The organism is Bacteroides sp. RTP21281st1_H5_RTP21281_210402 (assembly GCF_040918965.1).
Lineage (GTDB): Bacteria > Bacteroidota > Bacteroidia > Bacteroidales > Bacteroidaceae > Bacteroides > Bacteroides congonensis.
Map to the genome: position 1 here is coordinate 242,835 of NZ_JBCOWR010000002.1, position 16,206 is coordinate 259,040.

The 16,206-nt window shown below is 48.5% G+C and carries 12 protein-coding genes and 1 pseudogene; 9 read left to right on the plus strand and 4 right to left on the minus strand.

Translation table 11 applies throughout. The features are described 5' to 3' along the window. On the minus strand, window positions 1-608 hold a 608-nt coding region (locus AB5443_RS04565; protein ID WP_368119592.1), incomplete at its 3' end, for a sugar nucleotidyltransferase. Between the two features lie 149 nt (window positions 609-757). Then, window positions 758-1,252 carry a metallophosphoesterase gene (locus AB5443_RS04570; protein ID WP_044654112.1) on the minus strand — a complete coding sequence of 165 codons (495 nt, stop codon included), beginning with the start codon at window positions 1,250-1,252 and terminating at the stop codon, window positions 758-760. 55 nt (window positions 1,253-1,307) lie between these two features. Between AB5443_RS04570 and AB5443_RS04575 the strand changes: the two genes are divergently transcribed. After that, window positions 1,308-3,392: an RNA degradosome polyphosphate kinase gene (locus AB5443_RS04575; protein ID WP_277133917.1), complete on the plus strand. Its 2,085-nt coding sequence runs from the start codon at window positions 1,308-1,310 to the stop codon at window positions 3,390-3,392. A 348-nt stretch (window positions 3,393-3,740) separates the two neighbouring features. Continuing rightward, window positions 3,741-5,990 carry an inorganic phosphate transporter gene (locus tag AB5443_RS04580; protein ID WP_277133915.1) on the plus strand — a complete coding sequence of 750 codons (2,250 nt, stop codon included), beginning with the start codon at window positions 3,741-3,743 and terminating at the stop codon, window positions 5,988-5,990. Window positions 5,991-6,711: 721 nt separating this feature from the next. On the opposite strand, the gene AB5443_RS04585 is transcribed toward AB5443_RS04580, so the two are convergent. Further along, the gene (locus tag AB5443_RS04585) at window positions 6,712-6,933 is read right to left on the minus strand and encodes a carboxypeptidase-like regulatory domain-containing protein (RefSeq protein ID WP_277133913.1); all 222 of its coding nucleotides are present in this window, start codon (window positions 6,931-6,933) and stop codon (window positions 6,712-6,714) included. A 332-nt stretch (window positions 6,934-7,265) separates the two neighbouring features. On the opposite strand from AB5443_RS04585, the pseudogene AB5443_RS04590 reads away from it, so the two are divergent. The 3 genes and pseudogenes from AB5443_RS04590 to AB5443_RS04600 all read left to right on the plus strand — a co-directional run. Then, a pseudogene (locus AB5443_RS04590) lies at window positions 7,266-10,277 on the plus strand (SusC/RagA family TonB-linked outer membrane protein); the annotation flags it as partial. Between the two features lie 13 nt (window positions 10,278-10,290). Next, on the plus strand, window positions 10,291-11,763 hold the full coding sequence (locus tag AB5443_RS04595) for a SusD/RagB family nutrient-binding outer membrane lipoprotein (RefSeq protein WP_277133911.1): 1,473 nt from the start codon (window positions 10,291-10,293) through the stop codon (window positions 11,761-11,763). Window positions 11,764-11,806: 43 nt separating this feature from the next. Continuing rightward, window positions 11,807-12,334, plus strand: coding sequence for a lipid-binding protein (locus AB5443_RS04600; RefSeq protein WP_277133909.1), 528 nt, complete (start codon window positions 11,807-11,809; stop codon window positions 12,332-12,334). 211 nt (window positions 12,335-12,545) lie between these two features. Here the strand turns inward: AB5443_RS04600 and AB5443_RS04605 are convergent, their stop codons facing one another. Next, window positions 12,546-12,944: a response regulator gene (locus AB5443_RS04605; RefSeq protein WP_022139358.1), complete on the minus strand. Its 399-nt coding sequence runs from the start codon at window positions 12,942-12,944 to the stop codon at window positions 12,546-12,548. Between the two features lie 117 nt (window positions 12,945-13,061). Between AB5443_RS04605 and AB5443_RS04610 the strand changes: the two genes are divergently transcribed. From AB5443_RS04610 to AB5443_RS04625, 4 genes are all read left to right on the plus strand, one after another. Continuing rightward, the gene (locus AB5443_RS04610) at window positions 13,062-14,699 is read left to right on the plus strand and encodes an ABC-F family ATP-binding cassette domain-containing protein (RefSeq protein WP_044653381.1); all 1,638 of its coding nucleotides are present in this window, start codon (window positions 13,062-13,064) and stop codon (window positions 14,697-14,699) included. 221 nt (window positions 14,700-14,920) lie between these two features. Beyond that, entirely contained in the window at window positions 14,921-15,502 is a 582-nt protein-coding gene (locus tag AB5443_RS04615; protein ID WP_277133906.1) for a zeta toxin family protein, read from the plus strand. Next, window positions 15,492-15,692 carry a hypothetical protein gene (locus AB5443_RS04620; RefSeq protein ID WP_277133903.1) on the plus strand — a complete coding sequence of 67 codons (201 nt, stop codon included), beginning with the start codon at window positions 15,492-15,494 and terminating at the stop codon, window positions 15,690-15,692. The genes AB5443_RS04615 and AB5443_RS04620 overlap by 11 nt, the downstream gene beginning before the upstream one ends. Window positions 15,693-15,709: 17 nt before the next feature. After that, the gene (locus AB5443_RS04625) at window positions 15,710-16,138 is read left to right on the plus strand and encodes a DUF6769 family protein (RefSeq protein WP_022139356.1); all 429 of its coding nucleotides are present in this window, start codon (window positions 15,710-15,712) and stop codon (window positions 16,136-16,138) included. Window positions 16,139-16,206: the final 68 nt, after the last annotated feature.

Below are 16,206 nucleotides of genomic sequence, written 5' to 3' on the forward strand. Positions count from 1 at the left end.
AGGCGGTTCAAATCTGTTATTTCATATTCTCCACGTGCCGAAGGGCAGAGAGCCGCCGCTTTTTCCGTCACACTGGCATCATAAAAGTAGAGTCCGGGCACGGCATAATTGCTTTTAGGCACTTCCGGCTTTTCTTCCAAAGAAATCACATTTCCCTGTCCGTCGAACTCCACGACACCATAAGCGCGCGGGTCTTTCACGTAATAACCGAAGATACAAGCCCCTTTCTCCGTACTGGCAGCCCGACGAAGCATAGCGGAAAATCCCTGTCCGTAGAACATATTATCACCCAGAATCAAGCATCCCGCTTCACCGTCCAGAAAGTCGGCCCCCAGGACGAAAGCCTGTGCCAGTCCGTTGGGCTGTTCCTGAATCTTATAAGAGAAGGACATTCCCAACTCCTCACCCGTTCCCAGCAAGTCGCGGAACATCGGCAAGTCACGCGGAGTCGAGATTATCAACACCTCACGTATTCCCGCCAACATCAATGTAGACAATGGATAATAAATCATCGGTTTGTCATACACAGGCATAATCTGTTTGGAAATCGCTTTAGAAAGCGGATAAAGACGGGTGGCACTTCCCCCGGCGAGAATTATTCCTTTCATGTTCGTCTGAGTTAAATCATTAACTGCGTGCAAAGGTCGGAAAGAAATCTGAAATGACAAAAATAATGAGCCAATATTTCAATCTGCCGACCTGCCTATTTACTGTCTTGTCGTTTAATCGGACAGCATCACATTGGTGAATTAACACATTATTTATCCGCCAGTTCGACAACTTCCAGGTCACTGAACGCCCCTTGGTCGATTACAAACCGCACCAACGTCCGCACCTTATGAAAGCCGGACATCCCTGCCGCCCCCGGATTGATATGCAACATGTCGAGCGTCTTGTCATACTTCACCTTTAATATATGCGAATGTCCGCTGATAAAAAGTTTTGGCGGACGCGCCATGAGACTGCCGATTATCGAAGGGTCATACTTCCCCGGATAACCGCCGATATGCTTTATCAGCACCTCCGCGCCATCCACCGTAAAACGGTTCACCTGTGGAAACAGCTTCCTGATTTCCTGCCCGTCTATATTTCCATATACCGCCCTGAACGTCCGGAACGCCGCCAACTTCTCCGCAACTTCCACTGAACCAATGTCTCCAGCATGCCAAATCTCGTCGCACGGCTCGAAATATTCCAGGTATTTCTCGTCCCAGTAAGCGTGAGTATCTGATAATAATCCAATTCTTGTCATAAAATTCTTTGTTTAATCCCACAAAGATACTATATTTGGAAAAATCTTAAAGCACATGGAAAGCAAATATAATTATTTTAAGCGAGATATCAGTTGGCTATCATTCAACTACCGCGTATTGATGGAGGCTTTGGACGAGCATCTCCCGCTCTACGAGCGCATTAATTTCATTTCCATCTACTCTTCCAATCTCGAAGAATTTTACAAAATCCGTGTGGCCGACCATAAAGCGGTCGCTTCGGGAGCTACGGAAAGCGACGAAGAAACCGTACAATCCGCCCGCGAACTCGTAGAAGAAATCAACCGGGAAGTCAATCGGCAACTGGACGACCGTGTGCTTATCTACGAGCAAAAGATACTGCCCGCCCTGCGCAAAAACCATATCATATTCTATCAGGACAGACATGTAGAACCGTTCCACCAGAAATTTATCAAAGACTTCTTCAAAGAAGAAATCTTCCCCTACCTGCAACCGGTACCCGTATCCAAAGATAAAATTGTTTCCTTCCTGCGAGACAACCGGCTTTATCTTGCCATTCGTGTCTATCTGAAAAACGATACCGACAAGGCAGACACCCCAAAAGAAAACGCCCAACGCATCCCCTACTACTTCGTCATGAAGCAACCGTACGCCAAAGTCCCCCGCTTCATCGAACTCCCGTCTCACGAGAAGAACCACTACTTGATGTTCACCGAAGACATCATCAAGGCGAACCTCAACCTCATCTTCCCCGGCTACGACATCGACTCGAGCTACTGCATCAAAATCTCCCGCGATGCCGACATCCTGATTGACGACACCGCCAGCAGTGCCGACCTCGTAGCCCAACTGAAGAAAAAAGTAAAGAAACGCAAGATAGGCGACGTATGCCGTTTTGTCTACGACCGTGCTATGCCGCAAGACTTCCTTGACTTCCTCGTAGATGCCTTCCACATCCACCGTGACGAACTCGTCCCCGGCGACAAGCACCTGAACCTGGAAGACCTGCGCCATCTCCCCAACCCGAACAAATCCCTGCACACGGTTGAGAAACCGAAGCCGATGAAGCTCACCATCCTTGACGAAAAGGAATCCATCTTCAACTATGTCGCCCAAAAGGATTTGCTCTTATATTACCCTTATCACTCTTTCGAGCACTTCATCCACTTCCTCTACGAAGCCGTTCACAACCCGGAAACCCGTGAAATCATGGTGACGCAATACCGCGTAGCCGAAAATTCCGCCGTCATCAACACCCTGATAGCCGCCGCCCAAAACGGCAAGAAAGTCACCGTATTCGTAGAACTGAAAGCCCGTTTCGACGAAGAGAACAACCTCGCCACCGCCGAAATGATGCAAGCCGCCGGCATCAAAATAATATACAGCATCCCCGGCCTGAAAGTCCACGCCAAGGTAGCCCTCATCCGCCGCCGCAGCCTGAACGGCGAAAAGCTCCCCAGCTACGCCTACATCAGTACCGGCAACTTCAACGAGAAGACCGCCACCCTCTACACCGACTGCGGACTCTTCACCTGCCGCAAGGAGATAGTGAACGACCTCTACAACCTCTTCCGCACGCTCCAAGGTAAGGAAAGCCCGAAGTTCACCACCCTTCTCGTCGCCCGCTTCAACCTCATCCCCGAGTTGAACCGCCTCATCGACCGTGAAATCTCCCTTGCCGACGAAGGCAAGCAGGGCCGTATCATCCTCAAAATGAACGCTCTCCAAGACCCCACCATGATAGACCGCCTCTACGAAGCATCCGAACACGGCGTACAAATCGACCTCATCGTCCGTGGCATCTGCTGCCTCATCCCCGGCCAGTCATACAGTCGTAACATCCGTGTCACCCGTATTGTAGACAGTTTCCTCGAGCACGCCCGCATCTGGTACTTCGGCAACAACGGCAACCCCAAAGTCTTCATGGGCTCGCCCGACTGGATGCGCCGCAACCTCTACCGCCGCATCGAAGCCATCACGCCCATCCTCGCCCCCGACCTGCGCGACAGCCTGATTGAAATGCTCAATATCCAACTCGCCGATAACCAAAAAGCCTGCTGGGTGGACGACCGCCTGCAAAACGTATTCAAAAAGAGAACACCCGGCACCCCCGCCGTCCGGGCGCAATATACCTTCTATGACTGGTTAAATAAAAAATAGCAAACACCCACATCCCCCATAACTAAAAAAATAATCTCCCCCGGAAGACCATCCCACCCGAATGGTCTCCCGGCCTACTTTTTTCTCCGTCAAGCGAGTACCCGTAACGAAGCGTTAAGAAGGGCAGACTGTTTGAGCGCAGCGAGTTTCTGCCCTTTAGCGTAGTGCAGGAAGCGAGCAGGAGAAAAAAGTAAGCCTTGAACTTTTCTTTGGTTCTTTCTTTTCTTTCAAGAGAAAAGAAAGAACACTCCCCATTGTAACACAAATGTAACACATATGACACCTCCCTGCAACCTGAAATCCCGTCCTTTGTCCCCGAATAAAGTAACATACACACATATATTATTTATGGAGACAATTTATTTATGCATTATCATCTTCCTCTTCGTCCTCGCCGTGTTCGACCTCATCGTCGGCGTGAGCAATGACGCAGTCAACTTTCTGAACTCCGCGGTGGGCGCCAAAGCAGCCTCGTTCAAAACCATCCTGTTCATAGCCGGCATCGGCATTTTCATCGGCGCCGCCCTGTCCAACGGAATGATGGACATCGCCCGTCACGGTATCTACCAACCCGAGCACTTCTACTTTGCCGAAATCATGTGTATCCTGCTCGCCGTCATGCTGACCGACGTAGTACTGCTCGACGTATTCAACTCCATGGGCATGCCCACTTCCACCACCGTCTCCCTCGTCTTCGAGCTTCTTGGCGGAACGTTCGCCCTCTCCCTCATCAAAGTACACAACAGCGACACCCTCGGCCTGGGCGACCTCATCAATACCGACAAAGCCCTCTCCGTCATCATGGCCATCTTCGTGTCCGTAGCCATCGCCTTCTTCTTCGGAATGCTCGTTCAGTGGATAGCCCGCGTCATCTTCACCTTTAACTATAAGAAAAAGATGAAATACAGCATCGCCCTCTTCGGCGGTATCGCTGCTACATCCATCATCTACTTCATGCTCATCAAAGGACTGAAAGACAGTTCCTTCATGACCCCCGACAACAAACTCTGGATACAAGAAAACACCTGGCTTCTCATTGCCACGTTCTTCGTATTCTTCACCATACTGATGCAAGTGCTCCACTGGCTCAAAGTCAACGTCTTCAAAGTCGTCGTCCTCATGGGCACGTTCGCCCTTGCCCTCGCCTTCGCCGGCAATGACCTCGTCAACTTCATCGGTGTACCCCTCGCAGGTTTCTCCTCCTTCATGGACTATACCGCCAACGGGGCAGGCAACGCCAACGGCTTCCTGATGACCTCACTGCTAGGCCCCGCCAAAACCCCGTGGTACTTCCTCATCGGCGCTGGTGCCGTCATGGTCTACGCCCTCTGCACCTCCAAGAAAGCCCACGCCGTCATCAAGACATCCGTCGACCTCTCCCGCCAGGATGAAGGCGAAGAAACCTTCGGAAGCACCCCGATAGCCCGCACCGTAGTGCGCATCAGCATGACAATGGCCAACAGTATCTCCCGCATCATGTCTTCAGGCACAAAAGAATGGTTCAACTCCCGCTTCCGCAAAGACGAAGCCATCATCGCCGACGGAGCCGCCTTCGACCTTGTCCGCGCATCGGTCAACCTCGTACTGGCAGGTCTGCTCATCGCCCTGGGAACTTCACTGAAACTTCCCCTCTCCACTACCTACGTCACCTTCATGGTAGCCATGGGTACCTCGCTTGCCGACCGTGCCTGGGGACGCGACTCCGCCGTCTACCGCATCACCGGCGTACTTAGTGTCATCGGTGGATGGTTCATCACCGCCGGAGCAGCCTTCACCATCTGTTTCTTCGTCGCCCTCGTGCTCCACTACGGTGGCAACATCTCCATTATCGCCCTTATCGCCCTCGCTGTATTCATCCTGATACGTAGCCAGGTGATGTACAAGAAACGCAAAGCGAAAGCCCAAGGCAACGAAACCCTGAAACAACTTATGCAGACCTCCAACTCCGAAGAAGCCCTCCAACTGATGCGCAAGCACACCCGCGAAGAGCTCGCCAAAGTACTGGAATATGCAGAAACGAACTTCGAACTCACCGTCACCTCCTTCCTGCACGAGAATCTCCGCGGACTGCGCCGTGCCATGGGTTCCACGAAGTTCGAGAAGCAACTCATCAAACAGATGAAACGCACAGGAACCGTAGCCATGTGCCGTCTCGACAACAACACCGTACTCGATAAAGGACTCTATTACTACCAAGGCAATGACTTCGCCAGCGAACTGGTGTACAGCATCTCCCGTCTCTGCGAACCGTGTCTGGAACATATCGACAACAATTTCAACCCCTTGGACGCTATTCAGAAAGGCGAATTCAGCGATGCCACCGAAGACATCACCTACCTGATACAGCAATGCCGCAAGAAGTTGGAAAACAACGAATACAACAATCTGGAAGAAGAAATCCGCCGTGCCAACGACCTCAACGGTCAACTCTCCCTATTGAAACGCAAGGAACTCCAACGTATCCAGAGCCAACCGGGAAGCATCCGCGTGAGCATGGTCTATCTGACAATGGTTCAGGAAGCGCAGAACGTAGTGACTTACACCATCAACCTGATGAAAGTAAGCCGCAAGTTCCAGATGGAAAACGAAATGCCATAGAGCCCACCGGCTATATCCTGAACAGACAGATACTAAAAAAAGTCATAGCGAACGAATCCTTGATTCGTTCGCTATGACCCAAAAACAAAAGAACATAATGTACGCTACATGAAGTAATATTTACTCCCCCTCTTGTTTTTCGCCAATTTATTTCGTATCTTTAGTGTTTCCCGTCTTTTCCAAACAATCAGTCCTTCTGCATAGTGACAAATAGCACCTTATAAAGTGACATTTATCACCTTATAAGATGACAATAGTCACATTGCAAGGTGACAACTTCCCGACTACATAAAAGATTATAGTTTACTGCACTGAAAATTCTTGTTCACTGCACTGAAAACGCTTAAACATAATTATGGGATTGTAGTACAGAAACAGATGAAACCATGTATCAGAATTACCTAAGTCTCCTACACCATTTACCTGAACGTAGTACTTGTCACCATCAAGTCTTCTACATATTGTTTCATAGTCAAGTAGGTGTTTTCCTCCTCAAGAAAAGCAATATTTTGCCCTTAGCCATTCCAACCAACCGGGTAGAATCTCAGCACCCGTCCACAAAAAGCAAAAAGGAGACAAGACTACTCATATCACAAGAGCATGAAGTGCCAGTTTCAGTAATAGAAAACAAGATGGAATGTTAAATTGCGGAATACGAAACAGAAAAGCTGATTAACAATAAGATAGAGAAAATCTGAAAGAAGAATAGAGAGAAAAAAGGCTAATAAGTCTTAGAAGAACTTGGTACATTGTTGATTGTAAACTTACCGTCAATATCAGTGATAGTGCCGAGGGTAGTGCCATTCACCAATACTGAAGCACCTACGACAGGCTGCCCATCTTCTTCAGAGGTTACCAAACCGGTAACTTTGGACGTTTGCGCTGTCATCAGACCTATGCCTATAAAAAGGAAGGTCATTAAGAACATCAATTTTCTTTTCATAAATTCTCTCTTAAATTTAACCTATAAACAGATTTATCGTCTCTAACAGGTTGCAAAGATAACACAAATTATGAAAAACCAAAAAAAGTGTTACGCTTTTAACTAAAAACTATCAGACTGTAAGCGCAAGAATACCGTAGAACGTCATTTTAAAACTAAACGTTTTTAATTTAGCAACTTTTAAAGCATCTTCACCAACATAGAGAAAGTATTAAAAAGAGGAATTTTAAAAACAAAAACAACAAAAAAGTCCCATTTGAATGACTTTTCGTCATTTTACGCTTGCAAATACACTAAAGGATTATTAATGATAGTGAAAGCGGAAAGTACGATTACCAAGTTCTTCTAAGACTTTGCGCGTTTCTTATGTAGGAATGGTTTCACAAGATGTGGCCATCAAACCGGGAATCATCAAAGTAGTATTAAAGAGTGACGCCAAAGCGCTGGACGAAGTGGTAGTCACCGCTCTGGGTATCAAGAGAAGTGAGAAAATACTGGGTTATGCAGCCTCTACGGTAAAGAGTGACGACCTCGTTGCCGCCAAATCCGGTTCGGTGATGTCGGGACTTTCGGGTAAGATAGCGGGCGTCAGCATCTCCAACTCGGGAACAGCAGGCAGTTCGCAGAAAGTTATCGTGCGTGGTTACTCATCTTTCGCAAGTAATCAGCCACTATACGTCATCGACGGTGTGCCCATGTCCAACAACACCAGTCTTTCCAATGACCTCGGCAACGGCGTAATCGACGCCAGTGACGCTGTCGACTTCGGTAACGGTGCCAATGACGTCAACCCGGACGACGTAGAATCTGTCACTGTACTGAAAGGCGCGTCGGCTACCGCCCTCTACGGTTCGAGAGCAGCCAACGGCGTAGTGATGATTACCACCAAGCGCGCCAAACAAGAAAAGCTGACCGTTTCTTACGACGGTTCATTCATGGCATCCAACGTACTGCGCGTGCCGCAGGAACAAGACAAGTTCGGACAGGGATGGGGCATCTGGGATAGCGCCGAGAATGGCTCATGGGGGCCTGCACTGGACGGCAGACTCCACGAATGGGGTTCTTACAACCTCAGCACTCCAATGAAGAAGAACTTCTCGGCAGTGAAAGACAACCTCCGCAATTTCTACACTACCGGATTCGAAATGAACAACAACGTCAGCATACGTACCGGTAACGAGAAGATGGGATTGATGCTCTCCTACGGTAATACCTCTTCCAATGGTGTATTGCCCGACAACGCCGACAAATACGAACGTAACACGTTCTCTTTCCGCGGAAACATGAACTTCGGCAAGTTCAGTGCCGACGCAAGCATCACCTACATCCGCAAGGATATGACGAAAGCAGCCGCCGGACAAGGTAAGGCCGGAGCAACCATGCAACAGGAACTCATCCAGCACCCGATAGACATCGACTACTCGGCCATGAAAGACTTCAACGACGAGCGCTATAACGCCGACAACTATTACACATGGTACGCGCAGAACCCGTACTGGGTACTCGCCAACAACAAGAACAACTATCAGGACGACCGTATCTACGGTAAACTGGAACTCTCATACGAAGTAATCCCCGGACTGAAAGCCGTGGGACGTCTCGGTGGCGACTTCACCAACTCACGCCAGAAACTGCGCACGGCAAAACTGACTTATGCCGACGACTCTTACAGCGCCGACGGCGGCAAGTCCGAAGAAAAAGGTACTTACACCGAACGTACGGACAACTACGACCAGATAGACGCCACGTTATTCGTGAACGCCAATTACAACATCGGTTCGGACATCACCTTGGGCGGTACTGCCGGATGGAACCTCAACCAACGGAAATCGTCGTACCTCAAGTCGTACCTCGAAGGGCTGTTCATGGAAGGATGGTACAACCTGCAGAACGGCATCGACAAACCAATCAGCACCAACTACAGAGACTTGCGCAGAACAATCGGCGCTTTCGCACAGGTAGAATTCGGGTACAAGAATTTCTGGTTTGTCAACCTCTCCGGACGTAACGACTGGTCATCGACCCTGCCTATCAACAACAACAGTTTCTTCTACGGCGGCATCAACACGTCCCTCATCCTGACCGACATGTTCCCCACACTGAAAAACAACGTGATGGACTTCCTCAAAGTGCGTGCCGCATGGGGACAGACCGGTAACGACGCCGACGTGTACAGAACATTGGCATACTACATCCCCGACCATATCTCCGGCGGATACGGCTATCTGGACACTCCCCTGAACGGAGCGCTGGGACTGACCGAATACAACCGTCAGCCCAACAACAACCTGAAACCGGAAAAGACTTCCGAATGGGAACTCGGATTGACAGCCAACTTCTTCAACAACCGCATCGGCATCGACGTGGCCTACTATGACAAGCTGACCAAAAACCAGATTATCTCGGCAGACGTCGCTCCGGAAACCCGCTACACGACAGCCGTGCGCAACGTAGGCGAGATTTCGAACAAGGGTATCGAACTGGCGCTCAACTTCACCCCGATTCGTACCAAAGAAGTGGAATGGGATTTAGGTGTAACATTCAGCAAGAACTGGAGCGAAGTGAAGAAGCTATGGAACGAAGGCGACAAGCCCGTGACAGAATACGTGCTGCAAACGGCATACAGCGTGAACTTCGTAGCCAAAGTGGGCGAACCTCTCGGTGTATTCCAAGTGCCCGCCATAGCAACCGTACAGGACAAGAACAGCCCGCACTACGGAAAAACGATTGTCGACGCCAACGGTATCCCGACTACCAGCAACAGCGAAATGAAAACCATCGGTTCTTCATCTCCGGACTTCACGATGGGCTTCAGCACAAGCCTCAAATACAAGGGATTCACCCTTTCGGCAGTGGCCGACTGGCGTAAAGGCGGCTATATGTACTCATACACCGCACAGTTGATGCACTTCGTGGGTAACACCACCCGCTCGGTATTCAACAACCGCGACCCGTTCGTTGTGCCCAACTCCGTTGTCTCTCTTCCCGGTGGCGGATATGCCGAAAACAACAATCCGGTGACAAGCGACAACATGAGCAGCTATTACAGCGACTCGTACTCAAGAAGCCAGTTTGAAAATTTCGTAATCCCCAAAGGTTACTTTAAACTGAGAGAACTGGTTCTTTCTTACTCACTGCCTAAAGTGTGGATTTCAAAACTCGGCATCCGCCAGTTGGACGTAAGTTTCATCGGACGCAACCTCTTCATGCTGACTCCGAAAGCCAACAACTACGTTGACCCTGAAATCACCAACTACGGTAATGACATTACCTCCGAGCTCGGAGAGTTTGCCGCTCTTCCCTCCACACGCAGTATAGGTGGTGGTATTAAAGTTGTATTCTAAAAGACGATTGAAGATGAAAAAGATTAAATACTTATACATAGGTGTATTAAGCACCATCCTGTCCGGTATGTTCACTTCCTGTGAGAACTATCTGGATGTCAACGAAAACCCGAACTATCCGGGTGAATCGCAAGTTACTGTATCATCCCTGCTTCCGTCCGCATTCACCGGTTCGGCAGCCGTGATGGGTTACCTTTACCAACTGTATGGCGGAATGTGGTCGCAGCACTACACGCAGAACCCTTCGTCAAGCCAATACATCACGCTGGTGAACTACGCCATGACTTCCTCCAGCGACCTCCGCCTTTGGAGAATCCCTTACGCTGACGTGTTGCCTGACCTCGACCTCGTGATAAAGAAATCCGAAGCCGAAGGTGCATGGAACTACTGGGTGGTAGGCAAAATCATGACTGCTTTCACCTATCATGTACTCACCGATGCCTACGGAGACATCCCGTTCACCGAAGCACTGCAAGGCCAGAACTGCAAATATGATGACAGCAAAACCGTTATATACCCGGGCATCCTCAAAATGCTGAATGACGCAATCGCCAAAGAAGCGGACGCATCCGAAACGGGACTCCGCGCCATGGGCGTAGAGGACTACGTGTTCGACGGTGACATCTCCAGTTGGATTAAATTTGCCAAGACGCTGAAGCTCAAATTACTGATGAGAGACTTCAACGCCAACAAGGCCGAAATTCAGACAATGCTTGCCGCAGGCGGATTCCTGACAGAAGAGGATGCGACAGTACATTGTTTCGAGGACATCGTGAACAAGTCGAATCCGTTCTACGAGAACGACCGTCGCCAGTTGAACACCACGAACAACGTGCGTGCTTGTACTACATTGGCTCTTTTCCTGTCTGAGAACGACGACCCCCGTATTCAGGACTTTTATGACAAAGCGGCTGCCGACGGTTCTTACAGAGCTATTCCTTACGGAAACAGGACGTCTACCGTCTACTCCATCCGTACAACTGCCCGCGCCACTATCGGTGCCCTCGACCCCGTTTATTATATGTCAGCTGCCGAAGCTGAATATTTGTTGGCAGAGTGTTACGCACGACTGGCTGACGCGGGGAATGCTAAAACTCATTATGACAACGCTGTGCTACTTTCATTTGAAAGATGGGGACGCGACGGAAGCTCATTCATAGCAGCCGGTGGCGCATACGAATTTGACAGCGACAATGAAAGCAGTATGTTGAAGTGCATCCTTACTCAGAAATGGGTTGCCAGCACACGTTGCCAGGCCTGGGACACATGGTTCGACATCAACCGTACGGGAATCCCCGCAGTGGGAACAGTGACTACGGACAATCCGGCTTATGTATTGGGAACGTTGGCATACAACGAGAACAGTTCTTTGGCCAGCGGACAATATGCTCACCGCTTCATCTACTCCAGAGAGTCATTGGACTACAACACCAACGCTCCTACGGTAATTCCAGGCATCACGGAAGCATTGTGGTGGCACAAATAAGCCAAGGATTTTTTGAACTTACAATAAAAAGAAAGGATATAATATGAAACCTATTAAATATTTATTTTTCATGATGTTCGCTCTGGTAGCTTTGGCTTCATGCGACACTTATGGAGATTATGATCAGGAGTTTTCCCCTACTTACCCGCTGGGCGGACAGTACTACGTGAAAGTGTACGACTCGAACAATCAGGAGATGCCCATGCATACAGCTTCAGGCAGCAACGTATACGGTACGTATCTGTATCTGTACAACACTGCAGACAATGACAAGGATAAACTCTGGATCAAGTTGCCAAGCGACATCTTGTTTGATGCCGGAATCCTTGGCAAAATAAGCTGTGATGTGAATGCCCGCACTTTCAGCGGAACAGCCGGCAATCTGGAAGCTGACGGCAATACGGCTGTGGGAGAGTTTACCGTCACTTCGGGACTCATGACGGAGCAAGGCGCGACAACACCGAGCAACGGTAAAGCCGATGCCATCGAAGTGAAGTACACACTGAACGGAAAAACGTACACCGTGAAAGGATTCCGTTGGACGGGATGGCCTGAAGACGAAGTATGGTAATTTCATTTGGTAATTTACACACCCTCAGACTTTACATCTCTCAAAGGAGAGACTTTACATAGCGTCGTTTCTGAACTCTAACAAATTAACAGAAGCGAACAAAAATAGGCCAACCGTGAGGTTCGCCTATTTTATTTTTGTGATACCGTTTTTCTACTATCCGATATTTTTTCCGCCCGTCTACCCTATTTATTTTTTTTAAATATCTATTCTACCATTGCAAGTCAGGCAGGTATTTACTCAGTGTAGTGCGGAGAATTCCCAAAGTAATCGGCTTCACCAGCACTTCCGTCGCTCCCGCGTTCATCGCGTTCTCCTTATCGGAGCTGAAAGCATAGGCTGTCTGCATGATAATGGGAATTTCCGTATTGGACTCACGGATTATTTTCGTTGCTTCCAGTCCGTTCATCACGGGCATCTTGATATCCATCAGCATAGCTTTGACTTTTTCGTGGTGCTGCTTGAACAACTGCACCATTTCTTCTCCGTTTCTAGCCCATTCAATATCACATTTTTTACCTATGATAGCCTTTATTAATTTGAAGTTGCTGTCATCATCCTCAGCCACCAGAATCAGTGGACGGAATTCATTAGTTTGTACGCCTTCCATATTGTTTTACTATTGTTATTTTATCTGTTTTTAAAGGTTGCATTCCTTTTCAGCCCGCAAGTTATAAAAAAGATTCATATATTTCGCTATCTTTGCGCTTCAATTTAAAAGAATAGTATGATTTCTGTTGACGGATTGGCCGTAGAATTTGGCGGCACTACTTTATTTAGTGACATTTCCTTCGTAATTAATGAGAAAGACCGCATCGCCCTGATGGGTAAGAACGGGGCCGGTAAAAGTACACTGCTGAAGATTCTGGCAGGTGCGCGGCAACCTACCCGCGGCAGGGTTTCGGCTCCCAAAGATTGCGTGGTGGCGTATCTGCCGCAGCACTTGATGACGGAAGACGGACGGACGGTGTTTGAAGAAACGGCACAGGCGTTCGCTCATCTGCACGAAATGGAGGCGCAAATCGAGAGGTTGAACAAGGAATTGGAGACGCGGACGGATTACGAGAGCGACAGTTACATGGCACTGATTGAGGAAGTCTCGACATTGAGTGAGAAGTTTTATTCGATTGATGCCACGAATTATGAGGAGGATGTGGAGAAGGCTTTGCTCGGACTGGGTTTCAAGCGGGCTGATTTCCAGCGTCAGACGAGTGATTTCAGCGGCGGATGGCGGATGCGTATCGAGCTGGCAAAGTTGCTGTTGCAGAAACCGGACGTGTTGTTGCTCGATGAGCCGACGAATCACTTGGATATCGAGTCTATCCAGTGGTTGGAGGATTTTCTGATAAATAACGGCAAGGCGGTGATTGTGATTAGTCATGACCGCAAGTTTGTGGATAATATCACGACGCGTACCATCGAGGTGACGATGGGGCGTATCTATGACTATAAAGTGAATTACTCGCAGTATCTGCAACTGCGCAAGGAACGCCGGGTGCAGCAACAGAAGGCGTATGACGAGCAGCAGAAGTTTATCGCCGAGACGACGGAGTTCATCGAACGGTTCAAGGGTACGTATTCGAAGACGTTGCAGGTGCAGAGCCGCGTGAAGATGCTGGAGAAGCTGGAGTTGCTGGAAGTGGACGAGGAGGATACTTCGGCATTGCGGTTGAAATTCCCGCCTTCGCCACGGTCGGGCAGTTATCCGGTGATAATGGAGAATGTCGGGAAGACGTATGGTGAGAAGACAGTGTTCCGTAACGCGAATCTGACGATTGAGCGCGGGGATAAGGTGGCTTTTGTAGGCAAGAACGGTGAGGGTAAGTCTACGCTCGTGAAGTGTATCATGCGGGAAATAGAGCATGACGGTACGCTGACGCTGGGACATAATGTGCAGATTGGATATTTCGCGCAGAATCAGGCTTCGCTGATGGATGAGAATCTGACGGTGTTTCAGACGATTGATGATGTGGCGAAGGGCGAGATTCGGAACAAGATTCGGGATTTGCTGGGTGCCTTCATGTTTGGCGGGCCGGAAGAGTCGATGAAGAAGGTGAAAGTGTTGTCCGGTGGCGAGCGCACGAGGTTGGCGATGATTAAGTTGCTGTTGGAGCCGGTTAATCTGCTGATTCTCGATGAGCCGACGAATCATCTCGACATGAAGACGAAGGATATTCTGAAACAGGCGCTGCTCGATTTTGACGGCACGCTGATTGTCGTTTCGCACGACCGTGACTTCCTCGACGGACTGGTGACGAAGGTGTATGAGTTTGGCAATCAGAAGGTGACGGAGCACCTTTGCGGCATCTACGAGTTCCTCGAAAAGAAGAAAATGGATTCGCTGCAAGAGCTGGAAAAGAAATAATATTTTTTCAGACAGAAGAACATAAGAACAAAAATTAAAACAGTAGTTAAATAAACAGCAGGAATAATTTTCTAAGCGCAACTCTTATGTTCTTTTGTTCTTATGTCCGAACTTATCAACTTTGAACACCCTAATAAATAATAAAAAGAGGGTGACGGCTAGAAGAGGAAAGAAAAGTATTTGTATATTTGTGCACATTAATATAGCAGGACTTGGAGAAAATGGATGAAGCAAAGCAGTTATACATTATAAGTGGATGTAACGGGGCTGGTAAAACCACCGCTTCTTATACTGTACTACCTGAGATTCTGCTATGTAAAGAGTTTGTCAATGCAGACGAGATTGCCAAAGGTTTATCTCCTTTTAACCCGGAAAGTATGGCGATAGAAGCTGGACGTCTAATGTTGAAACGCATTGATGAACTATTAGCCGCCAAAGTTAGTTTCTCTATTGAGACTACATTGGCAACGCGCTCATACACCCGGCTCATCAACAGAGCACAGAGTGACGGATACAAGGTCAGTTTGATTTATTTTTGGCTGAACTCACCGGAACTTGCTGTCAACCGTGTGTTGCAACGGGTCAATGAAGGAGGGCACAACGTGCCTATGGACGTTATCTACCGCCGTTATCAGGCAGGCATCAACAATCTGTTTCAGATATATATGCCACGTGTAGACTATTGGTTGCTAGTTGATAACAGCTTTCTTCCCCGAGTGATTGTAGCTGAAGGCTCCCGACACAGTGAGGAACGGATATATGAACTTGAACTTTTTAAACGCATTAAGAATTATGTCAAATAATGAAATGCAAGAATTGAGCGATAAATTACGACGTGGACTTGAAATTGCAGAAAGACGATTTCTGGAAAAAAGCGCACGTAACGGCAAACTCCTGAGTCAGGGGACACCGGATGGAAAAGTTATTTATGTCTCGGCAACCGAATTACTGGAACGCTTGCAGGAAAAGGAAAAAGAACCACTAAAAAAATAATTTCTCTAAAAGAAAGGATGAAAGGGAAGAAACGAATTATAGTAACTCTGCTGTTTTTTATCAACATTATCATGTTGGTGGCGGCAGTTATTCCCCATCATCACCACCCCAACGGAATGATTTGCATGAAACAGGACTTGCCGGTCGAACAGCAGTGTCCCATGCATAATCACCATCACCACCAAAACCATCAGCCCGGAAGCGATTCCTGCTGCAACAGCGAATGCCTGACAAGGTTTCAATCGCCTATCCCATCCATACACACTGACAGCGGCCCGGATTACGTATTCATCGCTACCTTGTTTACGGATGTAATCATAGAACATTTACTGCGACCGCAAGAGAGACGGGTCAAGAACTACTACGTCTACCGAGACTCTCTGCATGGTACGGATACTCCCCGTGCCACTTCCCTTCGCGCCCCTCCCTACTCTGTTTTTGCGTAAAAACGTGAATGCAAATCTGTTGCATCCGCGTTACTTTATCTTTGTAGCGTAAATCAAAAACAGTAAAA